Source organism: Halopseudomonas xinjiangensis (assembly GCF_900104945.1).
In the GTDB taxonomy this organism is placed as follows: domain Bacteria; phylum Pseudomonadota; class Gammaproteobacteria; order Pseudomonadales; family Pseudomonadaceae; genus Halopseudomonas; species Halopseudomonas xinjiangensis.
In genome coordinates this window covers 2,893,446-2,917,821 of record NZ_LT629736.1, presented here as the reverse complement: position 1 = coordinate 2,917,821, position 24,376 = coordinate 2,893,446, and the positions used below count along the sequence as shown (strand labels likewise).

Below are 24,376 nucleotides of genomic sequence, written 5' to 3'. Positions count from 1 at the left end.
ATAGAGAGGCAGGTCGATGGCAGACGCATTGGATAGCTTGAATGGACTCATCGTGCCGTTGGGCGGGCAGCCTCTGCTGCTGCCCAACGTCGCGGTCGCCGAGTTGGTGGGTTACCGACTGAGCCAGCCCGCAGTAAAGGGCCCGGATTGGTTCCTCGGCTGGTCCACCTGGCGGGACCAGAAGGTTCCGCTGATCGACCCCGAACGGTTGCTGGGACAGCCGAGCGGCCAGCCTGGCGATGCAGCCCCGCGAACGCTGGTGCTCAACGCGCTGGGTGGGCGCAAAGGCCTGAACTTCATCGGGCTTCGTATCTGGGGTATTCCCCGCTCGCGGAAGGTCCTGCGCGGTGAGATCGAGCCGGCCGGCGAGGGTGCCGAGTACGTCAGTCAGCCGGTAAGGCTGGCTGACGAGGCGACCGTCATGCTGATACCGGATCTGCTGTCAATCGAGCAAGCACTGGCTGACGCCGGCTTGCTCGACTGATCACAAGGGGAAACTCAACCGCGCCTCGGTACCGCCGCCGGTACGGTTGAGCAGCTGCACGGTCGCCCCATGGCCGTCAGCGATGCGCTTGACGATCGCCAGCCCCAGACCGGTCCCCTTGGTCGAGCGAGCGCGATCGCCCCGAGTGAATGGCGTGAACAGCGCCTCACACTCGGTAGGATCGATGCCCGGCCCGCGATCCAGCACACTCACCACCAAGTATGAGTTCGTCGCGGCGCGGGTCACGTGAGTGCAGACTTCGACCCCCGACCCGCCATGATTCAGGGCGTTCTCCACCAGGTTGGTCATGACGCGTTTGATCGATAGCCGGCGCAGCGGGATCTCCGGCACCGGCTCCAGGCACAGCCTCACCTTTTCCTCTCCGGTATTGAGCGGCGCCACCACTTCCCGAATGAGCTCGTTGATGTCATCCGGGTGAATCGGTTCGGCACTTCCGTCGCGGATGAAAGCCATGAACTGGTCAAGGATGGCGTCCATGTCTTCGATGTCGCGAATCATCCCATCGGTCAGTTCAGGCTCAGCGCTGGAAAGCAGTTCGGTGGACAGGCGCATGCGTGTGAGCGGGGTGCGCAGGTCGTGCGAGACACCGGCGAGCAGGAGCGCGCGGTCGCGGTTGGCCTGTTCTACGTCCTGCGCCATCTGGTTGAATGCCCGGTACACCTCGGCAATCTCGGCTGGCCCGCCTGTGTCGAGCAGGCGAATGCTGTGACCTTGACCGACGCGCCGTGCAGCCAGTTCCAGGACTTTCAGAGGGCGGTTGAGCTGGCGGACGAAAATCCAGGCCGCCGCGGTGGAGAGCATGCCGATCAGCAACATCCAGCTGAACACCATCCAGATTCGCTGGCCGCGCAGCGGATGCGCGTAGATAGGCACCTTCAACCATTGCCCGCGATAGGCTGGCTGAGTCACCCAGAGCGCAGGCTCGTCCTGGATACGTACCCGCACCTGCGTACGATCGCCCAGTTCGTTGCGCAGCTGGTTGGTGAATACGCCGGAATAGGGCCAGTGTACTTCCCCGGGCGGAACCTCGTTCTCCGGCACCAGTTCGACGCCGGTCATGGCTTCGATATCCTGGCGCGCGTCGGCACCGCTGGCCCAGTAGGCACGGATCAGCATGGCCGTGCCATGGCTGTACTGGCGATCGACCAGCAGATCCTCGTTACTCAGCAGGTAGACCATGGTTAGGAGCTTTGAAAACAGCGTCACCACGAGAACCAGCAGGATGGTACGGGCAAAAAAGCTGCGCGGCAGCAGGGGGTGCCAACCCGGACCGCCTTTCACGTCGCCTGGCCGTCCGGTACGAATACGTAGCCTACGCCCCAGACAGTCTGGATGTACCGCGGCTTGGAGGGATCGGGTTCGAGCATTCGGCGCAGCCGGGAAATCTGCACGTCGATGGAGCGTTCCAGCGCGTCCCACTCGCGACCGCGGGCAAGTTGCATCAGCTTGTCACGGGTCAGCGGCTCGCGCGGATGACGAACCAGCGCTTTGAGCACGGCAAATTCGCCGGTAGTGAGCATGTTCACTTCATCGCCGCGCTTGAGTTCGCGAGTGGCCAGATTGAGCACGAAGTCGCCGAAGGTGACCTGGTCGTCCTCAGCGCTGGGAGCACCGGGCACCTGTGGCGATTGACGGCGCAGCACGGCCTTGATGCGTGCCACCAGTTCGCGTGGGTTGAATGGCTTGGGCAGGTAGTCGTCCGCGCCGAGCTCAAGGCCCTGGATCCGGCTGGTTTCGTCGCCCTTGGCGGTCAGCATGATGATCGGCGTAGTGTTCTGCTGTTCACGTAGACGCTTGCAGGCGCTGAGGCCGTCCTCGCCCGGCAGCATGAGATCGAGCACGATCAGTGAGTACAGTTCACGAGCCAACAGCCGGTCCATTTGTTCGGTGTTTTCGACAGCCCGGACGCGGTACCCCTGCTCGGTCAGGAAACGCTCGAGCAAGCGCCGCAGTCTCACGTCGTCATCGACAATCAGAATCTTCTCGCCTTCGCTGTTCATCCGTTCCCGCCTCGTTATCGCTTGCAGTTATTGTCGCAGATGCCGGTTTTATTCCTTTGACCCCATCGTTACAAGAGGTTTCTTTTGTACAGGGTATGCGTCGCCGCGCCAATAGCGCGATCACCGCGGGTGCCGTATAGGCTGGTCAGTCAGCTATACTGCGCGGCTTGTGAAAACGACCGGATCCTCATCCATGGATAGTATTGCCTCGCGCATCGCCAGCGAACTGGCGGTTCGTCCCGAGCAGGTTGCTGCAACCGTAGGCCTTCTCGACGAGGGCGCCAGCGTGCCCTTCATCGCCCGCTACCGAAAGGAAGTCACTGGCAGCCTGGACGATACCCAGCTGCGCTACCTTGAAGAGCGACTGCGCTACCTTCGCGAGCTGGAAGACCGACGCAAGTCGATCCTTGCCAGCATCGACGAGCAAGGCAAGCTGACGCCCGAACTGGCGCGCGACATCAATCAGGCCGATACCAAGACCCGGCTTGAAGATCTTTACCTTCCATACAAGCCCAAGCGGCGCACCAAGGGCCAGATCGCCCTGGAAGCAGGTCTTGGGCCGTTGGCTGAGCAGCTGTACGCCGATCCCCAGCTCGATCCAGAGGTTTTGGCCCGCGATTACGTCGATGCAGAGAAAGGCGTAGCGGATACCAAGGCCGCCCTCGATGGTGCCAAGTACATCCTCATGGAGCGCTTCAGCGAAGACGCCTCGCTGATCGAGCGGCTGCGCCAGGCGCTGCGTCAGGATGGTCGCGTGGTGTCGCGTCTGGTGCCCGGCAAAGAGGAAGAGGGCGCCAAGTTCCGCGATTATTTCGAATATGACGAGCCGTTGAAGACGGTCCCCTCACACCGTGCGCTGGCCATTCTGCGTGGGCGCAACGAAGGGGTGCTGAGCATCGCTCTCGAGCTCGGCGACGGCGAAGCGGCGCCGGGCAGTATGCATCCCTGCGAGGCGATCATCGCCAAGTCGGTGGGGGTCGAGCAACAGGGCCGGGCGGCAGACAAATGGCTGGGCGAAGTGGTGCGCTGGACCTGGCGCGTCAAGCTGCTGGGCCATCTTGAGACCGAGCTTCTAGGGGATCTGCGTGAAGCCGCCGAAGATGAAGCGATCCGCGTCTTCGCCAGCAACCTGAAGGATCTGTTGCTGTCGGCCCCGGCTGGCCCGCGCGTCACCCTGGCATTGGACCCTGGGCTGCGCACCGGCTGCAAGCTGGTCGTGGTGGACGCGACGGGCAAGCTGGTGGATACCGCCACCATTTTCCCCCATGCGCCGCGCAATCAATGGGACCAGTCGCTCGCTGTGTTGGCGTCGCTGTGCAACAAGCACCAGGTTAATCTGGTTGCCATCGGCAACGGTACCGCCTCGCGCGAGAGCGACAGGCTCGCAGCCGACCTGCTCAAGCTCTGCGCGTCACTGAAGATGCAGAAGATCGTCGTGTCCGAGGCGGGAGCCTCGGTCTATTCCGCCTCGGAACTGGCGGCCCGCGAATTCCCCGACCTGGACGTCACCTACCGCGGGGCGGTCTCCATCGCGCGTCGGCTGCAGGACCCGCTCGCCGAGCTGGTTAAGATCGAGCCGAAATCGATCGGGGTCGGGCAGTATCAGCACGACGTCTCGCAGGTGAAGCTCGCTCGTAGTCTCGATGCGGTGGTCGAGGACTGTGTGAACGCCGTCGGGGTGGATCTCAATACTGCTTCGGTGCCCCTGTTGACCCGGGTGTCCGGGCTCAATCCCTCGATAGCACAGAACATCGTCGACTATCGCGACCAGCACGGCGCGTTCAAGAGTCGCCGGGAGCTGCTCAAGGTCAGTCGTCTGGGTGACAAGACCTTCGAACAGGCAGCGGGCTTTTTAAGGGTGATGCACGGCGACAATCCGCTGGATGCCTCGGCCGTGCACCCCGAGGCCTATCGGCTGGTAGAGCGGATTGCCGGTGAGACCGGACGCGATATACGCAGCCTGATCGGCGACTCGACGTTCCTGAAAAAACTCGACCCGGCGAAGTTCACTGACGAGCATTTCGGTGTGCCGACGATCAGCGATATCCTCAAGGAGCTGGACAAGCCCGGCCGTGATCCGCGCCCCGAATTCAAGGCAGCCACCTTCCAGGAAGGCGTCGAGAAGCTCAGTGACCTCAAGCCCGGGATGGTCCTTGAGGGCGTGGTCACCAACGTGGCCAACTTCGGCGCTTTCGTCGATATTGGCGTGCATCAGGATGGTCTGGTACACATCTCCATGCTGTCGAACCAGTTCGTCAAGGATCCCCGCGAGGTCGTCAAGGCTGGCGACATCGTCAAGGTCAAGGTGCTTGACGTGGATATTCCGCGCCAACGCATCGGGTTGACCATGCGCATGAGCGACGAGCCCGGCGCAGGCAGCTCGCCCCAGGCACGCCGCGAATCCGCTGGCGCCGGACAGGGTGATCGCGCCAAAGGACGGAATAGCGGCCGAGGCAAGCCAGCCGGGGCTGGTGCGCCGGCGGAAGCCGGTGGTACGTTTGCCAGCCTGTTTGCCAATGCCAAAGACCTGAAGAAGCGCTGACCATGAGCCAACACCCATCACTGACCGAGTTTGCCCGCAATCGTATGAGTCCTTTTACCCAGATGCTCGGGCTGGAGTTCGACTCGCTCGATCGCGGTCTCTGTGTGCTCAAGCTGGCTATCCGAGAAGAGCATTTCAATTCCACACAACGGGTCCACGGCGGAGTGATATTCTCGCTGCTGGATTCGGCGATGGGCGCGGCGGCCTTCAGCGTGCTCGAGGCTCACGAGACTACCGCAACGGTCGAATGCAAGATCAACTACACGCGCGCCGTGACTGGCGGAGAACTGCAGTGCACCGGCAAGGTGGTGCATGCCGGAACGCGCACTGTCGTCGTCGATGGCGAGGTTTGGCAGGACGGTGCCCTGGTGGCAAAAAGTCTGGGAACCTTCGCCCGTATCTGACCGCTCCTATACTCAACGAGCTCGACTGCTGGCACACGTAGCTGTAGCCGGCGAATTGCCTAAGGAGTGACGAATTGTCACCAACGCTCAGCGACAGCCTTGAATTGCTCCATCAGCCGAAGCACCGCGAGCTGCTACGTGGTTGCCTGCACGGTATCGAAAAGGAAAGCCTGCGCATCAGCGCCGACGGCGCGCTGGCGCACACGCCCCACCCGCTGGGGTTGGGCTCGGCGCTGACCCACCCGACCATCACCACCGACTATTCCGAAGCGCTGCTCGAGTTGATCACGCCGGTGAGCGCCTATCTTGGCGGATTGTTCGATAGCCTCGATCGCATTCATCGTTTCACCTACGCCCAGCTCGGTGACGAGCGTTTGTGGACCGAATCGATGCCGTGCCTGCTTCCGGCAGCAGACGTGGATATTCCCATCGGTTGGTACGGAACCTCCAACATCGGCATGCTCAAGCATGTCTACCGGCGCGGCCTGGCGATACGCTACGGCAAGGCCATGCAGTGCATTGCCGGCATTCATTACAACTTCTCGCTGCCACCGCAACTGTGGGCGACACTGCAGCAACGCAGCGGGGATACGGCAACAGCGCAGGACTACCAGTCCGAGCGCTACGTGGCGCTGATTCGCAACTTCCGCCGCTACGCCTGGCTGCTGATGTACCTGTTCGGTGCCTCGCCTGCGGTGTGCGCGAGCTTCCTGCAAGGACGCGATCACAAGCTCGAGCGGCTCGGCGAGCGCAGTCTCTACTTGCCGTACGCCACCAGCCTGCGCATGAGCGACCTGGGCTACAACAACAATGCCCAGTCCGGTCTGAACGTCTGCTACAACAGCCTGGACAACTACATCGCCAGCATGCGCGAAGCCACCAGCATTCCGTACGCCCCGTATGCCGCGATGGGAACGCATGATGCCGACGGGCAGTGGCAGCAGCTCAATACCAATCTGCTGCAGATCGAGAACGAATTTTACAGCCCGATTCGACCCAAGCGGGTGACTCGCAGTGGCGAGAAGCCCGTACATGCCTTGGCTTCGCGCGGCGTGGAATACATCGAAGTACGCTGCATGGACATCGATCCCTTCTCGCCCATGGGCATCGAGCCGGAGACAGCGCGGTTTCTCGACAGCTTCCTGTTGTACTGTGCGCTGGAAGATAGCCCGGCGCATACCCCGCAAAGCTGTGCGGAGCTGGCCGAGAACTTCGCGTTATCAGTCAAGCGCGGGCGCGAGCCTGGCCTGAGTCTGAGCGATTCGGGCCAGCAACGGTCGCTGCAGGAGTGGGGGCTGAGCCTGCTTGATGACATCGCCAGCTGCGCCCGGGTGCTCGACGAAACGCAACAGACCAGCGCCTACAGCGAGAGTCTCGCGCTGCAACGCAGCAAGCTGGAGGACGCAGCGCTGACGCCGTCGGCGCGAGTGCTGGCGGACATCGAGCGACACGGCAACAGCTTCTTCCGCTTCGCGCTCACGCAGTCCGAAGCACACCGCAAGCATTTCACAGAGCGCCCGCTGGATGCCGAGAGCATGCGGGCGTTCCGCATTCAGGCGGATGCCTCGCTCGCCGAGCAGGCGGCCATCGAGGCGGCGGACGAAGTGGACTTCGATACGTTCGTAGAGCGGTATCTCAGCCAGGAAGGCTAACCAGGACGCCGGCCTGCGCGGGCAGATCCGCGTGGACCGGCGTTTTTCAAGCGGTGTTACTGGGTAATAAGGTTGGTGAACAGCAGATCATCGACCAGCGGCTGGCCTTCCTCTTCCTCAAGCACCGTACGAACTGCAGTCAGCGCTTCTGCACGCAACTGCTCCTTGCCCTCCAGCGTAGCCAGTGCCTCGCGTGACTGACGGGCAAACAGCCCGACCAGAGCATTGCGAATCAGCGGATCGTGATACTTGACCTTGTCCACGGCGGCCGGATCGTTGACGCGTAATGCCACGTCCACCTTCAGATACTGGATCTTCGGGCCGGGGCCGATGGTGCCAACAAAGGCGGGTTTGAGTTCGACGTATTGCGGCTCGGCTGCGGCAGGCTCCTGAGCCTGCAGCGGGGTACTCATGACGGCCAGACACAACAGGGCAAGCAGTAAACGAATGGGGCGATGCACGGTGGGTACTCCAGTGATTTGGCACAGGATAGCCGAGCGCCCCGTTGCAGCCAAATCGCAGCGCTGTTATGGATCGCGATCACCCCCGGGCATGGTGATTGACCGCTTTGCCGGGAGACCGACTAGACTGTGCCAAAACCTCAACAAGGGAGCGAACATGAAAGCCGTACTGTGCAAAGAATTCGGACCAGCCAGCAGCCTGGTTCTCGAGGAAACCGCTGATCCGGTTGCCAAGAAAAACGAAGTGGTCATCGACATCCACGCAGCCGGCGTCAACTTCCCTGACACGCTGATCATCGAAGGCAAGTATCAGCTCAAGCCACCGTTCCCATTCTCCCCGGGCGGCGAAGCGGCTGGCGTCATTTCCAGCGTTGGCGAGAACGTCAAGCATGTGAAATCCGGTGATCGCGTCATGGCTCTGACCGGTTTCGGCAGCTATGCCGAGAAGATAGCTGTCGACGGCACCCGCGTACTGCCCATGCCGCAGGACATGGACTACGTCACTGCTGCGGGCTTCAGCATGACCTATGGCACGTCCATGCACGCGCTCAAGCAGCGCGGCGAGCTCAAGCCGGGCGAGACCCTGCTGGTGCTTGGTGCTTCCGGCGGTGTGGGTCTGGCTGCAGTGGAGATTGGCAAGGCGATGGGCGCGCGAGTCATTGCTGCGGCGTCCAGCGCGGAGAAGCTCGAAGTGGCAAAGAATGCCGGCGCCGACGAGCTGATCAACTACAGCGAAGACAGCCTCAAGGACAAGGTCAAGGAACTCACCGGCGGCAAGGGCGCCGACGTGATTTATGATCCGGTCGGTGGCGATCTGTTCGACCAGGCCGTGCGTTCGATCAACTGGAAGGGCCGTCTGCTGGTCATCGGCTTCGCCAGCGGCCGCATTCCGGAATTCCCGGTCAACCTGGCGTTGCTCAAGGGTTCGTCGATCGTCGGCGTATTCTGGGGCTCGTTCGCTGCCCGCGAACCGCAGGCCAACCTGGAGAACTTCCAGCAGCTGTTCGCCTGGTATAGCGAAGGCAAGCTCAAGCCGCTGGTATCGCAGACTTACAACCTCGACGAGTACGAGCAGGCGCTCGACGTGCTGAGCTCGCGAAAGGCCGTAGGCAAGGTCGTGGTCAAGGTGCGCTAACCGCGCTCTGTCAGACCCAACAAAGCCGGCCTCGCGCCGGCTTTGTTGTGTAAGGTCACGGACTATTGGCGGGACGGCGGCGCAGGAGAGACAAGCCGCTGTTCGCGCCCAGGTGCGCTCCTACAGAACCCCTCCAAGCCCCCGCGGATTCGAAGTCCTGTAGGAGCGGGCATGACCGCGAAGGGATTTACGCCGCAGTTCGCGCCCGGGTGCGCTTACACAAACCACGGTTCGCAGGGCTACCCGCCACCTGTGAAATCGTGCTGGCGCCAGGCTTCGAAGATCAATATCGCTGCGCTGTTCGACAGATTCAGGCTGCGGCTATCGGGCCGCATCGGGATCCGCAGTACCTGCTCGGCCGGCAGGCTCTCACGTACCTCGACCGGCAGGCCGCGACTCTCCGGTCCGAACAAGAACAGGTCACCCGGCTGGTAGGCCACCTCGGTGAAGTTGCGTGAGCCTTTGGTGCTCAAGGCAAACACCCGAGGCGGCGCGACGGCCGCCAGGCAGCATTGGAGCGACGGGTAGGTCTTTACTGCAGCGAACTCGTGATAATCGAGTCCGGCTCGGCGCAGACGTTTGTCGTCAAGTTCGAAGCCCAGCGGTTCGATCAGATGGAGCTGGCAACCGGTGTTCGCGCACAAGCGGATGATGTTGCCGGTATTCGGAGGGATCTCAGGTTCGAGCAGGGCGACGTGAAACATGCGCGGGTATCGTCAGGCAGGGCGGCCTGCGAGTTTAGCCAGACGTTGGGCCTGCTACAAGAAGCGGATAGCTGCCCGGGGAGAGGAGAGCGGGGCTGCCGGCTCACGAGGCAGCATTGCCTCGCTTCGGGCAAAAAAAAAGGCGGCTCCAGCCTGCCTGAACCGGAGCCACCCCAATACACCCGATATTGATAAAGCATCAAGCGTGCCAAATGACCAAGATCTCGGATTACTCGCTTTCGTCCTCATCGTGGCCGTCGATATTCATGCCCAGTTCTTTGATCTTCCGGGTCAGCGTGTTGCGTCCCCAGCCCAGCAACTGCGCGGCATCGCGGCGTCTTCCAGCGGTGTGCTTGAGCGCTGTCTCGATCATGATGCGCTCGAATGCCGGGACTGCTACGTCCAGCAGATTGGTCACGCCGCGGGCCAGTTCCTGATCAGCCCAGGTGCGCAAACTGTGCTCCCAGTGCCCGTCCGGTGCACTTTCCTGGTGCTGAGTGAGTAGTTCCGGGGGCAAATCCTCGACCAGCACCTCTCGGCTCGAAGCCATCACAGTGATCCAGCGACAGGTGTTTTCCAGCTGGCGCACGTTTCCCGGCCACGGCAGGCTGCGCATATAGTCCTGGGTCTGCGGTTTGAGTACTTTCGGCTCGACTGCCAGCTCCTGCGCGGCGCGGGCTAGAAAGTGCTGGGCCAGGGCCGGAATATCCTCGCGGCGCTCGGCCAGCTTGGGAATGTGGATGCGGATGACATTCAACCGATGGAACAGGTCTTCGCGGAACTTGCCTGACTGGACCAGCCCTTCCAGATCCTGGTGCGTTGCGGCAATGATCCGCACATCGACCTTGATCGGCGTATGCCCGCCGACGCGGTAGAATTCGCCATCGGCCAATACTCTCAGCAGACGCGTCTGGGTCTCCGCCGGCATATCGCCGATCTCGTCGAGAAACAGCGTGCCGCCGTCGGCCTGCTCGAACCGGCCGCGGCGCTGCACGGCGGCACCGGTGAAAGCGCCTTTCTCATGGCCGAAGAGTTCCGATTCCATCAGATCCTTCGGGATCGCAGCCATATTCAGGGCGATGAACGGATTCCGCGCGCGCGGACTGTGGCGGTGCAGGGCATGGGCAACCAGCTCCTTGCCGGTACCGGACTCGCCGTTGATCAGCACGGTGATGTTGGAGTGCGACAGGCGGCCTATCGCGCGAAAGACTTCCTGCATCGCCGGCGCCTCGCCGATGATCTCCGGGGTGCGGGTCGCCGCGCTCTCCGGCGCATGACCTTCCTGTTCATGACTGTGTGCCAATGCCCGACGTACCAGCGCCACGGCCTCGTCGACGTCGAACGGCTTGGGCAGATACTCGAAGGCGCCGCCCTGATAGGACGCCACGGCGCTATCGAGATCGGAGTGCGCGGTCATGATGATTACCGGCAGCTTCGGATGCTGCTCGCGAATCTGCGCCAGCAACTCCAGCCCGCTGGTCCCTGGCATGCGGATATCGCTGATCAGTACATCGGGATGCTGGCGCTGGAGGCGAGCCAGAGCGCTATCGGCACTGTCGAAGCAGACCGGTTCCATGCCTTCCTGCTGTAGCGCCTTTTCCAGCACCCAGCGGATGGAGCGATCGTCATCGACAATCCAGACATTTTCGGCTCGGCTCATGGATTCACTCTCCGGGGCTGTGTTCCAGTGGCAGGAACAGGGTAAACAGGGTGCGGCCGGGTGCACTTTCGCATTCGATCAAGCCCTGGTGCTGGCTGACAATGTTCTGCGTGATGGACAGACCCAGTCCGGTGCCTTCGGCACGGCCGCTGACCATGGGATAAAAGATGCTTTCAACGATGTTGTCGGGGATGCCGGGACCGTTGTCGATGACCTGAATCCGGCAGACCAGGCGATGGCGCGCCTGTCCGATGGTGAACTGGCGCAGGGCTCTGGTCTCCAGAGTGATCTCGCCGTTTTCCAGACCTTGTGCTGCTTCGATCGCCTGCATGGCGTTGCGCACGATATTGAGCACCGCCTGGATCAGCTGTTCGCGGTCGCCGAGGATGTCGGGAATGCTCGGATCGTAATCACGCTGCAGCGTCAGCAGACCCTGGGTTTCGGCTTGCAGCAGGCTGATCACGCGCTCGGTGATCTCATGCACGTTCAGGGGCTGAAGATTCGGTGGGCGATACGGGCCGAGCATGCGGTCGACGAGATTTCGCAACCGGTCGGCCTCGGCGATGATCACGTCGGTGTAATCCTTGAGCGACTGGTCAGGAAGTTCGCGAGCCAGTAATTGAGCTGCCCCGCGAATGCCCCCCAATGGGTTCTTGATTTCGTGGGCTAACCCCCGCACCAGAACCTTGGTGACTTCCTGCTTGGACAGTTGCGCCTCTTCCTTGGTGATACGCAACAGGCGGTCACGGGGATACAGTTCCATCAACACCCAGTTGCGCTCGCCTGTCGTGATTGGCGTCACCGAATAATCGACCATCAATGCCTGGCCGTTGGCGAGATTCAACTGCGCCTCGCGCTTGGTAAAGGGGTCTCCGGTACGCAACGAGTTGCCCAACGAGGCCAGGGTTGCACTGGTATCGCTGAAAAGCTCGCCCATCGGCTGGCGTAGCACACGTTGCCCGCTGACCGCCAGTAGTACTTCCGCGGCCGGGTTCAGGTAGGTCAGACAAAGCTCGCCGTCGAGCAGCATCACAGCTGTGGTGAGGTTGTCGAGAATCTGTCGAAGGTAACGGTCAGGCAGCATAGCGGCATCCATAGTGTGATGCATGGAAATGCAAGAAGCGAACCAATACGGGGCGTTGTGCGATTTACTTTGCACCGCGCCGCGCCGGCACACCTAGCATGTGAGGTGCCGGGACGCCGGTAGGGCAGACACGGCGCCGTGCGGCGCACGCGGACAGGGTCAAGGAGCATCGCTCCGGGCTGGCGCACCGCGTCAAGGCGGATCGCTCGCAGGCTCGAGCCTTGATGCAGGGCGCCAGGATGCTCGGACGCACAAAGAATGACACCCATAAACGAAAAGCGCACCAAAAAGGTGCGCCTGATCGCTGGGCCGAGAAGCGTCTCAGGTACCGCTCGCCCTCGGAGCGGGTACGTTCGGGGCCCGCGGCGCTGCGGGAGCGGTCGGCGCCTGATTGGCCCCGCCACGTCCGGGCTGGTTGAGCGAAGTGCGTTGTACATGGAGCAGTACCGGTTCGCTGCGCTGCAGCGTCTCGCCGCGGGCGTTGACTACCGCTACAGAGACTGCGTGGCTGCCCCGATCTACATTCGGCAAGACGAGCTGATAGGTCGATTGTCCGATGCCCGGGGTGCTGACATCGGTTGGCTCGCCATCCATCTCGACACGTAGCAGGTGATTGCTGCTCAGGGGCGGATCGGTTTCGACGGTAAGCATGACACTCCCGTCGTTGGCGCGGACGGGCTCGTCAGTGGATGGGCTGGTGATCGCCAGTCGGCGGTAACTGGCCTGTTGCGAGCCCGATCCGCTGTTCCCGGAGTCGGAGCTAGAGCGGTCCAGGTCCGGCCGGTCCGGGGGTGGTTCAATGGTATTGACCTTCGGTACCTCGACCGTCTTGCCCTGGCCATCCGCCGGCTGCTGATCCGAATAGTGGCGATTACCTTGGGCGTCGGTCCAAGTATAGACCTCGGCCTGGACCGGCAGGGCGAGTAACGCTGAGATCAGCGAGAGGACAGCAACTCGGGTTGTGCAAAGCATCTGTTTCACTCCTTTGACGATGGGCCAAGCGTCGCATCGGATCGCAATACTGGCAAGAGCACGGCAGCGCCCGTCGGACAGGCGAAAAAAAAGGGCGCCCGAAGGGCACCCTTTTTCGACTGCAGTGGCTGAACCAGGTTCAGACGCTGTAGTACAGGTCGTATTCCAGCGGGTGAACGAAGGTGCGCACCTTGATTTCCTCGGCCGCCTTCAGCTCGATGTAGGCATCGATGAACTCGTCAGTGAATACGCCGCCCTTGGTCAGGAAGCCGCGATCGGCGTCCAGCGATTCCAGAGCTTCCTTCAGGCTGCCGCAAACCTGTGGGATCTTGTCCGCTTCTTCCGGCGGCAGGTCATACAGGTTCTTGTCAGCAGCATCGCCAGGGTGAATCTTGTTCTGGATGCCATCCAGGCCAGCCATCAACAGCGCGGCGAAGCACAGGTAGGGGTTGGCAGCCGGATCCGGGAAGCGGGCTTCGATACGGCGCGCCTTCGGGCTGGATACGTACGGAATACGGATCGAGGCCGAACGGTTGCGCGCAGAGTAGGCCAGCATGACCGGTGCTTCGAAACCGGGGACCAGACGCTTGTACGAGTTGGTCGACGGGTTGGTGAAGCCGTTCAGTGCCTTGCCGTGCTTGATGATGCCGCCAATGAAGTACAAAGCGGTATCGGACAGGCCGGAGTAGCCTTCGCCAGCGAAGGTGTTCTTGCCATCCTTGGAGATGGACATGTGCACGTGCATACCGGAACCATTGTCGCCGTAAAGCGGCTTGGGCATGAAGGTCGCGGTCTTGCCGTACGCGTCGGCAACGTTGTGCACGCAATACTTCAGCGTCTGTACTTCGTCAGCCTTCTTGGTCAGCGTGTTGAACAGCACGCCGATTTCGTTCTGGCCGGCAGTTGCCACTTCGTGGTGGTGAACTTCGACCTGCAGGCCCATTTCTTCCAGGGCGTTGCACATGGCAGTACGGATTTCGTGATCGTGATCGACCGGCGGAACCGGGAAATAGCCACCCTTGACGCCCGGACGGTGACCCTTGTTGCCGGTTTCGATGTCGGCGTCGGTATTCCAGGAAGCCTGCTCGGAGAAGATCTTGAACATGGAGCCGGAGATGTCGGACTTGAACTTCACTTCGTCAAAGACGAAGAATTCAGGCTCTGGACCAACGAATACGGTATCACCGATGCCGGTGGACTTCAGATACTCTTCGGCGCGGTGAGCGATGCCGCGTGGATCGCGGTCATAACCCTGCATGGTCGAGGGCTCGATGATGTCGCAGACGATAATCAGTGTCGGCTCTTCGGTGAACGGATCGAGTACGGACGTGCTGTCATCGGGCATCAGAATCATGTCGGAAGCTTCGATGCCTTTCCAGCCAGCGATCGAAGAGCCGTCGAACATCTTGCCTTCTTCGAAGAAGTCTTCGTTGACGTCGCGAGCAGGCATGGTGACGTGCTGCTGCTTACCCTTGGTGTCGGTGAAGCGCAGGTCAACCCACTTCACTTCGAACTCTTTGATCAGTTGAATCGCTTTCGACATGTTTTCCTCCAACAGGAATCATATGCCGGGCTTCTGGCCCGGCGCCTCAAATTTTGAGCGGGACTTACCGTTGATCCGCTTGCATTACAACAGAGCAAAAGATGTGCCATTTCGGAGCATGCTCTGAAAGGCCCGCTCTACAGCTATGACGCCGGCTCCGCGGGTGTGGCGCACCATTGTTGTGCACTCTATGAGTGCATTTCAGGTGCCAGATGCACAACTATAGTGCATGGTCAGCGTGCGCAAGGTTTAGCCGACCAGCGTTAGCAGGCGTATAATGCGCCGCTTTTGCGCACCTTACATCAGCTAATGAAACTCATCATAAAGTTTTTCCCCGAAATCACCATCAAGACGCGTCCTGTGCGCAAGCGCTTCATTCAGCAGCTCAAGGGGAATCTGAAAGCCGTCCTCAGGGCAATCGACAGCGATGCGCGGGTCAGTGGCAATTGGGATTTCCTTGAAGTCAGCCTGGGTGCCGACCCGACGCTGCAGCAATGCTGTATCGAGCGGCTGCGCAATACGCCCGGCATCGCGCACTTCGTTGAAGTGCACGAGTATGAGTTGGATACGCTGGAGCAGCTTGCCGACCTCTGCGTGGAAAACGTGGGTGAGCAGATCCGAGGCAAGACCTTTGCGGTACGCTGCCGTCGCGTCGGTACGCATCCATTCAGCTCGCCCGAGGCGGCTGCCTTCCTGGGCTCGGAGCTGTTCGAGCGCTGCGGCGCAGCAGGCGTATCGCTGAAGAATCCGCAGGTATGGGTTAACGTCGAGATTCGCGACCAGCGCGTGTTGCTCATTCAGAAGCGGCACGAGGGCATGGGCGGCTTTCCGCTCGGAACGCAGGAGCCGGTGTTGTGCCTGCTCTCTGGCGGCTTCGACTCGACCGTCGCCGCCTATCAGATGCTTCAGCGTGGCCTGCTGCCGCATTTCATCTTCTTCAATATGGGCGGCCGTGCGCACGAACTGGGCGTGCGCCAGGTTGCTCACTACATGTGGGAACGCTACGCGAGCAGCCATCGCTTGCGCTTTATCAGCGTGCCCTTCGAAGGCGTGGTCGCCGAGCTGCTGACGAACATCGACAACCCGTTGATGGGCGTGGTGCTCAAGCGCATGATGCTGCGCGCAGCGAACCGGGTCGCCTGGCGGCTGGGGCTCGATGCGCTGGTGACCGGCGAGGCCATTGCGCAGGTCGCCAGCCAGACGCTGCCCAATCTGCGCGTGATTGACAAGGCCAGTGACCTGCTGGTGCTGCGACCGCTGATTACCACCAGCAAGACCGACATCATCCGGACCGCGCGCGAGATCGGCACCGAAGGCTTTGCCAGCAGCATGCCCGAGTATTGCGGGATCATCTCGGTGAGCCCGGCGATCCGCAGTACGCCGAATCAGGTCGAGACGGCCGAAGCCAACTTCGACTTCGAGATACTCGACGCGGCGATCGCCGCGGCCGGCTATCATGAATGCGAAGAGCTGGAGCAGCCGATGGAGGGTATGAGTGACGTGGAAGTCGTTGACCAGGCGCTGACCGGGCAGGTGGTAATCGACATTCGCCATCCGGACGAGCGGGAGCAGGCACCGTTTGTCATCGAGGGCGTGGAAGTCAAGCCGATACCGTTCTATGAACTATCGATCCGCTTCAAGGAGCTCGACCCGGCACGCAACTATCTGCTGTATTGCCAGAAAGGCATCATGAGTCAGATGCACGCTCAGACCCTGGCGGATGCCGGGCATGGCCACGTCAGAGTCCTGCGGCCACGGGCTGCTATTTAATCGCGCGAGGAGCTGGCTTTGAGTCCGCTTTCGCGCCCAGGTGCGCTCCTACAAGCGCGGCCGATGACGCACCTCTTGTAGGAGCGGGCATGACCGCGAACAAAGCGGCAAGGACTCGCGCCTGATCAGGCCGCCTTCAATAGGCCTGATGCTTGGAATCGGCTTCTGCGTCGCCGTCCGGCGAAAAACCCTGTGTTGTCACACCGACCTCTGTATAATGCACCCTCATTTTTATCTAGCCGGTTTATCGCCGCGCCATCAGGAAGTCCATAGTGATCGAGAATCTCCGCAACATCGCCATCATCGCCCACGTTGACCACGGTAAGACCACGCTGGTTGATGCATTGCTGCGCCAGTCCGGCACGCTCGATCGCAAGGAGCTCGATTCCGAGCGCATCATGGACTCCAACGATCAGGAAAAAGAGCGCGGCATTACCATTCTGGCGAAGAACACCGCCATCAACTGGAACGGCTACCACATCAACATCGTCGACACCCCCGGCCACGCCGACTTCGGTGGCGAGGTAGAGCGTGTGATGAGCATGGTCGACTCCGTACTGCTGCTGGTCGACGCCGTCGACGGCCCGATGCCGCAGACCCGCTTCGTGACCCAGAAGGCCTTCCAGGCCGGCTTGCGCCCGATCGTCGTGGTCAACAAGATTGACCGTCCGGGCGCACGTCCGGACTGGGTGATCGATCAGGTGTTCGACCTGTTCGACAGCCTCGGCGCATCCGAGGAGCAGCTCGACTTCCCCTTCGTCTACGCCTCGGCCATTAACGGTATCGCCGGCCTCGACCCGGAAGACATGGCAGAAGACCTGGTGCCGTTGTTCCAGACCATCGTTGACCGCGTTCCGACGCCGGAAGTCGATCTGGACGGCCCATTCCAGATGCAGATCTCCGCACTGGACTACAACAGCTTCCTCGGCGTGATCGGCATCGGCCGTATCCGTCGCGGCAAGATCAAGGCCAACAGCCCGGTCATCGCCATCGATGCCGAAGGCAAGAAGCGCAACGGCCGTATCCTCAAGATCATGGGTCATCATGGTCTGCAGCGTGTCGAAGTGGCAGACGCCCAAGCCGGCGACATCATCTGCATCAGCGGTTTCGACCCGCTGTTCATTTCCGACACCTTGTGTGATCCGCAGAACGTCGAAGCGATGACCCCGCTGACCGTTGACGAGCCCACCGTAAGCATGACCTTCCAGGTCAACGACTCGCCGTTCGCGGGCAAGGAAGGCAAGTTCGTCACCAGCCGCAACATCAAGGAGCGTCTGGAAAAGGAACTGCTGCACAACGTGGCCCTGCGCGTCGAAGAAGGCGACAGCGCGGACAAGTTCAAGGTCTCCGGCCGTGGCGAGCTGCATTTGTCCGTACTGATCGAAACCATGCGCCGTGAAGGCTTCGAGCTGGGCATTTCCCGTCCGGAAGTGGTGATCAAGGAAATCAACGGCGAGAAGCAGGAGCCGTACGAGAACGTCACCATCGACATCGAAGAGACCCACCAGGGTCCGATCATGGAGCAGATGGGTCTGCGCAAGGGTGACCTGTCGAATATGGTGCCGGACGGCAAGGGCCGTGTACGCCTGGAATACACCATTCCGGCGCGGGGGCTGATCGGCTTCCGTAACTCGTTCCTGACCATGACCTCCGGGTCGGGCATCATGACCAGCACCTTCAGCCACTATGGGCCGATCAAGGCCGGTGAAGTAGGCCAGCGTCAGAACGGCGTACTGGTCTCGATGGCGACCGGGAAGGCGCTGACCTACTCGCTGGAAACCTTGCAGGACCGCGGCAAGCTGTTCCTCGAGCCCGGCCAGGAAATCTATGAAGGCCAGCTGGCCGGTATCCACAGCCGCGACAATGACCTGGTGATCAACCCTACCAAGGGCAAGAAGCTGGATAACATGCGCGCTTCCGGCAAGGACGAAACCATCCAATTGGTTCCGCCGGTCAAATTCACGCTCGAGCAGGCGCTGGAGTTCATCGATGACGACGAGCTGGTGGAAGTGACGCCCAAGTCGATTCGACTGCGCAAGAAAGTGCTCAACGAAAACGAGCGCAAGCGCGCCAGCAAGAACTAAGCGTGCGCTGACCTGCGAAACCCGCCCGGGCGACCTGGCGGGTTTTTGCTTGTTTAATGGTTCTACAAAACGGTAATGCAGATGAGCGGTTTAGGGATCAATTGCAAGCTTTTGCGCGGGTGGTGCTTCGCCATGCTGTGCTTGCTGGTACCTGCCGTTTCAGCCCAGGCACAATCCTCGCCCAGCGAGCCGGCTTCCGTCGAGACGCTGGAATGGACGGTGTGGCCGCTACCTGGCGTGATCAACATTGGCGATGGCAAGCCTACCGACGGCGCCGCGATGGATCTGCTTCGCCTGATCATGTCGGAGCTCCCGGCATTCGCGCCCAACTACCGGCTGGGGAATCGTTTCCGGCAGCAACAGGACATGCAGCAGGGACAGAACTTCTGCTCTGCCCCGTTATTCCGGCGCGCCGATAGCGACGAATACGGATATTTCGTCCCGTTCATGGCGAGCACGCCCATCCAGTTGGTGATTCGCCGTAGCGCAGCCGACGAGTTTCCCATCGAAAATGGCACCATTTCGCTCGCACGACTGGCCGAGCGCGATGACCTGCGCGGTGGCTATTCAGGCTTTCGCACCTACCCGCCAGCGGTCTCCCATTGGCTGGAGCAGGCTCGCGAGGATGGGCGCGTCGAAAAAGCCACGGGTACGCCCAGTGGCGAAAATATCCTGCGCATGGTCAGTCTGGAACGGATCGACTACGCATTCGAATTTTCGATTCTCATCAACACGGTAAACAAGCACTTTCGCAGCGGCGAGCCTTTGCGCGGTGTCCCCATCAAAGGACACCGGGCCTTGGTCGAAGCGGGTATCTATTGCTCGCGCACGCCCTGGGGTAAACGTGTCGCGGGAGAGCTGGACCGGGTCATCCGCGAACTGGCCAGCGATCCGGAAACCCTGCTGGCGCTATATCGCCCCTGGGTACCGGAAGAGACCTATGGATTGTACAAGGCCGATCTGCAGGCCTATTACCGGCAGCGAGCCTCGCGTCCTGCTGTGCTGGAGTAAACAGCGATGCGGGCCAACTATCGGCAGCGGCGGCCAGTTGCACCTTGCCGCCCGTCTGAAGCAGCAAGCATCATTCACTCTTCGTGACCTTCTTCCCAAATCCTGCCGCTCGAATTGGAGCGGCAGTTCTGGTGCGGTGATAATCCGGACCGGCAGTGCTCGGTTCAAAAGACCGGGCGCACTGGGAAGGCCCGGAAGCAAGCTGCATCCGACGTACGAAACGCAATATATCTTCTGACGGTCCTCCTCCTGAATCTCGCCAATGTCCGGAGCGCAGGGTATGCTTGGCCACCCTACCGTTTCTTTTTTTCAACTCGTCGCCGCGTGTGAATGGACTCTCTCATGAAGTTTTACGACCTTGGACGCAATCGTCAAACGTTTCGCTTTGCAAGCCGTATTTGTTGGGCTCTGGCTTTAGCAAGTTTCAGTGGGCTTGCATCCGCTAGCCCCCTCTACGTCGAGCCGTATGCTCCGCCGCGGATTAGTCATAAGATCGAGCGAGTAGATGTCGACACCTCTTCGATCCGGCTGTCTGCGCCCGTAGTGCGGCTGCCAGCGCAAACAGTCTTGGAAGAACAAGCGCAACTGAAAAACCAGACAAGCGTGGTTAGCTCGGTTCGGCAGCCCTTGCAAGTGGGGAGGGGGCGTGCAATGTCGCAGACCGACGCCCTTGACGATCTCTCCGCTCTTTTGACATGGTCGGAGTTGCCGACGGGACAGTTCGCTGCGGCTATTCGGATCGTCTCGCCAGGGGCGAAGGGCATCCGCCTCGCCCTCAGAGCGGAAAAGCTCCACCCTTACGCTCGCTTCAATTTCGTTTCAGCAGACGGTGAACAGGTGAGAACCGTCCTTGCCATGAGCATGATCGATACCTTGTTCAGGACCCGCGCAGCAACTCCCGAAAGCCCTCAGGATGCGCTGTACATGGGCCCTTTGACCGAGGGCGACGAGGTAACGCTTGAGATCCTTCTGCCTGTTGGAGTAAGTCCTCAGGCGGTATCGTTTTCGATCCCTCGGCTTTCACACGTGGAAGTCCTCCCTTACCAGGAAAAGCTACTGTTCAAGCAGGCACAGAGCGGCGCCTGCAACATCGACGTTAGTTGTCGCCCTGAGTGGGAAAGTGTCGCACAAGGAGTGGCGCGGATGTTGTACACGGATACCGCTACCGCTCAGTCATACGTATGTACCGGAACTCTCCTCAATAACACTCGTAGCACTGGGACTCCGTATTTCCTGACTGCGAACCACTGTCTGTCCACAGAGTCCGTCGCTGCAACGTTAGAAACGTATTGGTTTTATCAAACGGATACTTGTGGGGGAGGCATAAGCGCTGAAGCGCAGCCGCGGTTCGGTTCCACGCTCCTCTACACCGACGCAAGTACCGACACCACTCTACTCCGCTTGACCCAGCAGCCCCCTGCAGGGGTGATTTACCAGGGCTGGGCGACCGGCTTGATTGGCATCGGCGAAACCATCGGAGGGGTTCATCACCCAGCGGGAGATCTTCAGAAAGTCTCTGTCGGTCAAGCTCAAGGCTACGCCTACTGTCAGACGAATCGGTGCCTCGGGGCTGATCCCACCATCGCTACACATATAGCCACGAACTGGTCTTTGGGTGTCACGGAGCCAGGCAGTAGCGGATCGGGACTGTTCCTCCCTTACGACGGGCGCTATTTTCTCGCGGGCCAACTAACGGGAGGGACTTCCTCCTGCGATACCCCCTCCGGCGTCGACTTCTACGGTCGTTTCGATACCGCGTATGACCGCGCGCTGGCTCGTTGGTTGGATCCTGATCCTATTGACCAAGCCAGATCGGCCATCTACCGGTTTTACAACACGCAAAGCGGCACTCATTTCATGACCGCTAACACGTTCGAACGCGACTCCATCATCAGGACTGCACCGCATTTCCGCTATGAAGGCATCGCCTTTTACGCCTATGCCTCCGGCACGACTGGCTTGTCCCCGGTATACCGGTTCTATAACCGGCTGGCGGATGCCCATTTTTACACCATCAGTCAGGCCGAACGCGATCATGTAATCGCTACCCAGCCAAACTTCAGTTATGAGGGAGCCGCTTGGTACGCCAAGATCGCTACCGGTGGTGAGTCTTCTCCCTTGTACCGCTTTTACAACCTCATCAGTGGTACGCACTTCTATACCACTAGCGAGGCGGAGAAAAACCACATACGAAGCAATCTACCTTCCTATCGCTATGAAGGAGTTGGTTACTACACGTGGGTTTCAAACTGAGATAAAGCTACCATAGGCGCGCGACACGTACGGGGAATCCAGGCCAACTAATCGTTTGGCCTGGTTGAGCATCCTGAGCTTTGCGCATCAAGCTGATTAGCACGCTCAAGGTAGCCAGCGCAATTTCGACTGGAGAGGCCCGTTGAAGCAGATCATTTTACTGAGCTTCGTTATCTTATCGCTCTCCGGCTGCTCGGTCCTCGAGCAGCTGCAATCTGCCGGCAAACAGTCGCATGCTTCCCATGCGATGCAGCTCATGCAGGGCGCGAATCAGGCCGAGGGCCTGGCTGATCTGGCTGTGCACCGCTCGGCGCTGGATGATCGGGCTGCGCTGGTCACAGCCGCTGAGGTTTCGCTGATTCGTGAGCTGACACCGGCCAACGCCGGGCGAGCCGAGCCGGTGGTGTATCCGGTGCAGGCCGCGTTCATGTCGTTCAAGGGTCGCACCGATCCGACGCTGCCGTTGCGGGATGATCTGCGGTTCATTTCCTGGCTGCCGGCGAGTCAGGCTGCGGATGAGCAGGCTGCGCAGCTCCGATGGTCGGAAGTGCTGGAGCAGGCGGTGGCCCGTGCGCTGCCGCAGGGCTATCACACCGAGCCGTTCGAGTGGGTCAATACCTCGGCGGATGGGGTGGAATCCACCCACCGCGTGCTGCGGGTCGATGGGCCGCTTTGTAGCGAGTGGTCTTGCGTGCTTGAAGGCGGCTTTACCAGCCGCGAAAATCCCGACCTGAGCGCTGAAATCCCCATGCAGCGCGTGACAACGCCACCTGTCGCGGGGCATAGCGAGGCCGAATCCTTCACCCAGACCAAAGCTGCCCACATGACGTTCAGTCAGGTGACCTCTCAGTATCTGGAAGTCGGCCGCGGCGCACAGTGGCGTATGGAAAAGCAGCTGGTGCCCGGGTTCGACCATAACGCATTCTATCAACGGCTTAGCGCCGAGCTGCCGGCGTGGACGTTTATCTATGCCGGTCCGGAGAACCCTGTTTACCAAACGCAGATTCCGGTCGTACTGCATGAGGGGCAAGAACACTTCTTTGCGGTACCAGGCGGGCGTCGCTGAAGTCGGGAGTCGGCCTGGCCAGGCTGCAACCCTGTCTTCTGGTCGCGCTCGGCGGTGGTCTGCAGCAGACCAGGCGACCACAGTGGCCGCCTGGCTATGCTGCCTACCAGTTCTTGTACTGCGTCTCGTAGCCCGGGCCGCAGAACTCACAGCTCGGGTCAATGAACATGGTCCGGCGCTCTGTTTCGCCGGCCAGCTGCCAGCGCAGCCAGGCGACGATCATCGGTAGGCCATCCCGCGCAGCGCTCGTATGGCTGGCGCCATCCATCACGGTAAACCACACCGGTACGTCCGTATTGGCGTAATCGCGGCGGCAGTTGGGCGTGGCGAGCGGGTCTTCTTCGGCGCAGATATACGCAGCCGGATTACGCAGGTTATCCGAACCATTGCCGTCGAATGAGCCGCCGGCCACGTGGATCGTTGTGGTCAGTCGGGGATCGTCGGCTATCGCGAAGCTGGCGACCGAACCACGCGAGTGACCGCCAGCACCAATGTTGCCGGTGTCCAGGGTCTGGTAGTAAGGGCTGCGCGAGCGCTGGTTCTCGCTGATCAACCAATCGATGGCGTCAGTCATCTCGTCACCGGAACTGGTGGAGGTCTGCGAGTACACGACGAACCCGTGCGAGGCGATACGGCGAAGGTGGAACTCGTAGTTGCTCGGCCCGGTGCCGGCGCCCGGCCCCCAGACGAATACCGGATGGATCACTCCGTTCTGCCCCAGGTTGGTCGGACGCACGACCCAGCCCGAGCGTGATGGGCCGACGTTACGCTCGATGGTGACGGCGTAAGGGCCATCGGCGTCCACGCGGCTGACAGGCGGAATGGAGTTGCCCGCTGGAGGCTCGGGCGTAGGCGGTGGAGTGGGGTTGGCGGCAGTGGCATGCAGGGGAAGCAGGCTGACGAGCAGCGCGGTCAGCGCGCCTCGCTTGAACGCAGTAAGCAGGGACATGGGAGTCCTCCTGTTGTTAAGGTCAGACCGCTACAGGAGCGTAGCAATTCTAAAAGCTAGTCCGTATCGGATACGAGTCAATATCGAGTTATGACTCATTTGGGTGAGTTCGACGGATTGCTTGGCGTCGCTGTGCGGCGGTTGGCATTTCTGACATAGCCTTCAGAACGAAACGCTGCGGCTATACTGCCGGAGCCATTGAAAGAGGTCGGGACTGCCGATGCCGGAACTGAAAACGCTTGTCCTATTTTTCATCACCGCTGTTGCGGAGATAATCGGCTGCTACCTGCCATACCTATGGCTACGTGAAGGCAAATCCGTCTGGCTGCTGTTTCCGGCTGCGCTGAGCCTGGCCTTGTTCGCCTGGCTGCTGTCACTGCACCCCACCGCTGCAGGACGGGTATATGCAGCCTACGGCGGCGTTTACATCTGCGTGGCCATTCTCTGGTTGTGGAGCGTCGACGGCATCCGGCCGACGTACTGGGACCTGCTCGGTTCAGTGGTTGCCTTGTCGGGTATGGCGATCATCATGTTCGGGCCACGGCATACCTGAGGGAATGCTCGACCTCCGGTGCAGTCCC

The 24,376-nt window shown here is 60.8% G+C and carries 19 protein-coding genes and 1 pseudogene; 11 read left to right on the top strand and 9 right to left on the bottom strand.

Features of this window, described 5'->3' with window-relative positions; translation table 11 throughout:
* Window positions 1-16 precede the first annotated feature (16 nt).
* On the top strand, window positions 17-484 hold the full coding sequence (locus tag BLT85_RS13655; protein ID WP_093395771.1) for a chemotaxis protein CheW: 468 nt from the start codon (window positions 17-19) through the stop codon (window positions 482-484).
* Here BLT85_RS13655 and BLT85_RS13650 read toward each other — a convergent pair whose 3' ends face one another.
* Window positions 485-1,786 (bottom strand): ATP-binding protein, encoded by a 1,302-nt coding sequence (locus BLT85_RS13650; protein WP_231701484.1) that lies wholly within the window; start codon window positions 1,784-1,786, stop codon window positions 485-487.
* Window positions 1,783-2,505 (bottom strand): osmolarity response regulator transcription factor OmpR, encoded by a 723-nt coding sequence (ompR, locus tag BLT85_RS13645; RefSeq protein ID WP_093395768.1) that lies wholly within the window; start codon window positions 2,503-2,505, stop codon window positions 1,783-1,785. Before ompR ends, BLT85_RS13650 begins: the two co-directional genes overlap by 4 nt.
* 193 nt (window positions 2,506-2,698) lie before the next feature.
* On the opposite strand from ompR, the pseudogene BLT85_RS13640 reads away from it, so the two are divergent.
* The 3 genes and pseudogenes from BLT85_RS13640 to gshA all read left to right on the top strand — a co-directional run.
* Window positions 2,699-4,877 (top strand): annotated as a pseudogene (locus BLT85_RS13640) (Tex family protein); the annotation flags it as partial.
* Window positions 4,878-5,049: 172 nt separating this feature from the next.
* Window positions 5,050-5,451 carry a PaaI family thioesterase gene (locus tag BLT85_RS13635; RefSeq protein WP_093395763.1) on the top strand — a complete coding sequence of 134 codons (402 nt, stop codon included), beginning with the start codon at window positions 5,050-5,052 and terminating at the stop codon, window positions 5,449-5,451.
* A 74-nt stretch (window positions 5,452-5,525) separates the two neighbouring features.
* Window positions 5,526-7,103, top strand: a complete 1,578-nt coding sequence (gene gshA / locus BLT85_RS13630) for a glutamate--cysteine ligase (protein ID WP_093395760.1) — start codon at window positions 5,526-5,528, stop codon at window positions 7,101-7,103.
* 56 nt (window positions 7,104-7,159) lie between these two features.
* On the opposite strand, the gene BLT85_RS13625 is transcribed toward gshA, so the two are convergent.
* Window positions 7,160-7,564 carry a flagellar basal body-associated FliL family protein gene (locus BLT85_RS13625; protein WP_093395758.1) on the bottom strand — a complete coding sequence of 135 codons (405 nt, stop codon included), beginning with the start codon at window positions 7,562-7,564 and terminating at the stop codon, window positions 7,160-7,162.
* A gap of 157 nt (window positions 7,565-7,721) precedes the next feature.
* Between BLT85_RS13625 and BLT85_RS13620 the strand changes: the two genes are divergently transcribed.
* Window positions 7,722-8,699 (top strand): NADPH:quinone oxidoreductase family protein, encoded by a 978-nt coding sequence (locus BLT85_RS13620; protein ID WP_093395755.1) that lies wholly within the window; start codon window positions 7,722-7,724, stop codon window positions 8,697-8,699.
* Between the two features lie 239 nt (window positions 8,700-8,938).
* Here BLT85_RS13620 and trmL read toward each other — a convergent pair whose 3' ends face one another.
* From trmL to glnA, 5 genes are all read right to left on the bottom strand, one after another.
* Window positions 8,939-9,403, bottom strand: coding sequence for a tRNA (uridine(34)/cytosine(34)/5-carboxymethylaminomethyluridine(34)-2'-O)-methyltransferase TrmL (gene trmL / locus BLT85_RS13615; RefSeq protein ID WP_093395752.1), 465 nt, complete (start codon window positions 9,401-9,403; stop codon window positions 8,939-8,941).
* Window positions 9,404-9,632: 229 nt separating this feature from the next.
* Complete coding sequence (gene ntrC, locus BLT85_RS13610) at window positions 9,633-11,063, bottom strand: nitrogen regulation protein NR(I) (RefSeq protein ID WP_093395749.1); 1,431 nt, start codon at window positions 11,061-11,063, stop codon at window positions 9,633-9,635.
* Window positions 11,064-11,067: 4 nt separating this feature from the next.
* Window positions 11,068-12,147, bottom strand: a complete 1,080-nt coding sequence (gene glnL, locus BLT85_RS13605) for a nitrogen regulation protein NR(II) (RefSeq protein WP_093395746.1) — start codon at window positions 12,145-12,147, stop codon at window positions 11,068-11,070.
* Window positions 12,148-12,468: 321 nt separating this feature from the next.
* A complete protein-coding gene (locus tag BLT85_RS13600) occupies window positions 12,469-13,119 on the bottom strand; it encodes a DUF4124 domain-containing protein (RefSeq protein WP_093395743.1) in 651 nt (216 codons plus the stop codon).
* Between the two features lie 139 nt (window positions 13,120-13,258).
* Entirely contained in the window at window positions 13,259-14,662 is a 1,404-nt protein-coding gene (gene glnA, locus BLT85_RS13595) for a glutamate--ammonia ligase (RefSeq protein WP_093395740.1), read from the bottom strand.
* Window positions 14,663-14,971: 309 nt separating this feature from the next.
* On the opposite strand from glnA, the gene thiI reads away from it, so the two are divergent.
* From thiI to BLT85_RS13570, 5 genes are all read left to right on the top strand, one after another.
* The gene (thiI, locus tag BLT85_RS13590) at window positions 14,972-16,432 is read left to right on the top strand and encodes a tRNA uracil 4-sulfurtransferase ThiI (protein WP_093395737.1); all 1,461 of its coding nucleotides are present in this window, start codon (window positions 14,972-14,974) and stop codon (window positions 16,430-16,432) included.
* Between the two features lie 272 nt (window positions 16,433-16,704).
* Entirely contained in the window at window positions 16,705-18,516 is a 1,812-nt protein-coding gene (typA, locus tag BLT85_RS13585; RefSeq protein ID WP_093395734.1) for a translational GTPase TypA, read from the top strand.
* An 81-nt stretch (window positions 18,517-18,597) separates the two neighbouring features.
* Window positions 18,598-19,527 (top strand): hypothetical protein, encoded by a 930-nt coding sequence (locus BLT85_RS13580; RefSeq protein ID WP_157718182.1) that lies wholly within the window; start codon window positions 18,598-18,600, stop codon window positions 19,525-19,527.
* A 342-nt stretch (window positions 19,528-19,869) separates the two neighbouring features.
* Window positions 19,870-21,780 carry a trypsin-like serine protease gene (locus BLT85_RS13575; RefSeq protein ID WP_093395728.1) on the top strand — a complete coding sequence of 637 codons (1,911 nt, stop codon included), beginning with the start codon at window positions 19,870-19,872 and terminating at the stop codon, window positions 21,778-21,780.
* A gap of 142 nt (window positions 21,781-21,922) precedes the next feature.
* On the top strand, window positions 21,923-22,846 hold the full coding sequence (locus tag BLT85_RS13570) for a hypothetical protein (RefSeq protein ID WP_093395726.1): 924 nt from the start codon (window positions 21,923-21,925) through the stop codon (window positions 22,844-22,846).
* A 103-nt stretch (window positions 22,847-22,949) separates the two neighbouring features.
* On the opposite strand, the gene BLT85_RS13565 is transcribed toward BLT85_RS13570, so the two are convergent.
* Entirely contained in the window at window positions 22,950-23,795 is an 846-nt protein-coding gene (locus tag BLT85_RS13565; RefSeq protein WP_093395724.1) for a poly(ethylene terephthalate) hydrolase family protein, read from the bottom strand.
* Between the two features lie 220 nt (window positions 23,796-24,015).
* Between BLT85_RS13565 and BLT85_RS13560 the strand changes: the two genes are divergently transcribed.
* Window positions 24,016-24,348, top strand: coding sequence for a YnfA family protein (locus tag BLT85_RS13560; RefSeq protein WP_093395722.1), 333 nt, complete (start codon window positions 24,016-24,018; stop codon window positions 24,346-24,348).
* Window positions 24,349-24,376 lie beyond the last annotated feature (28 nt).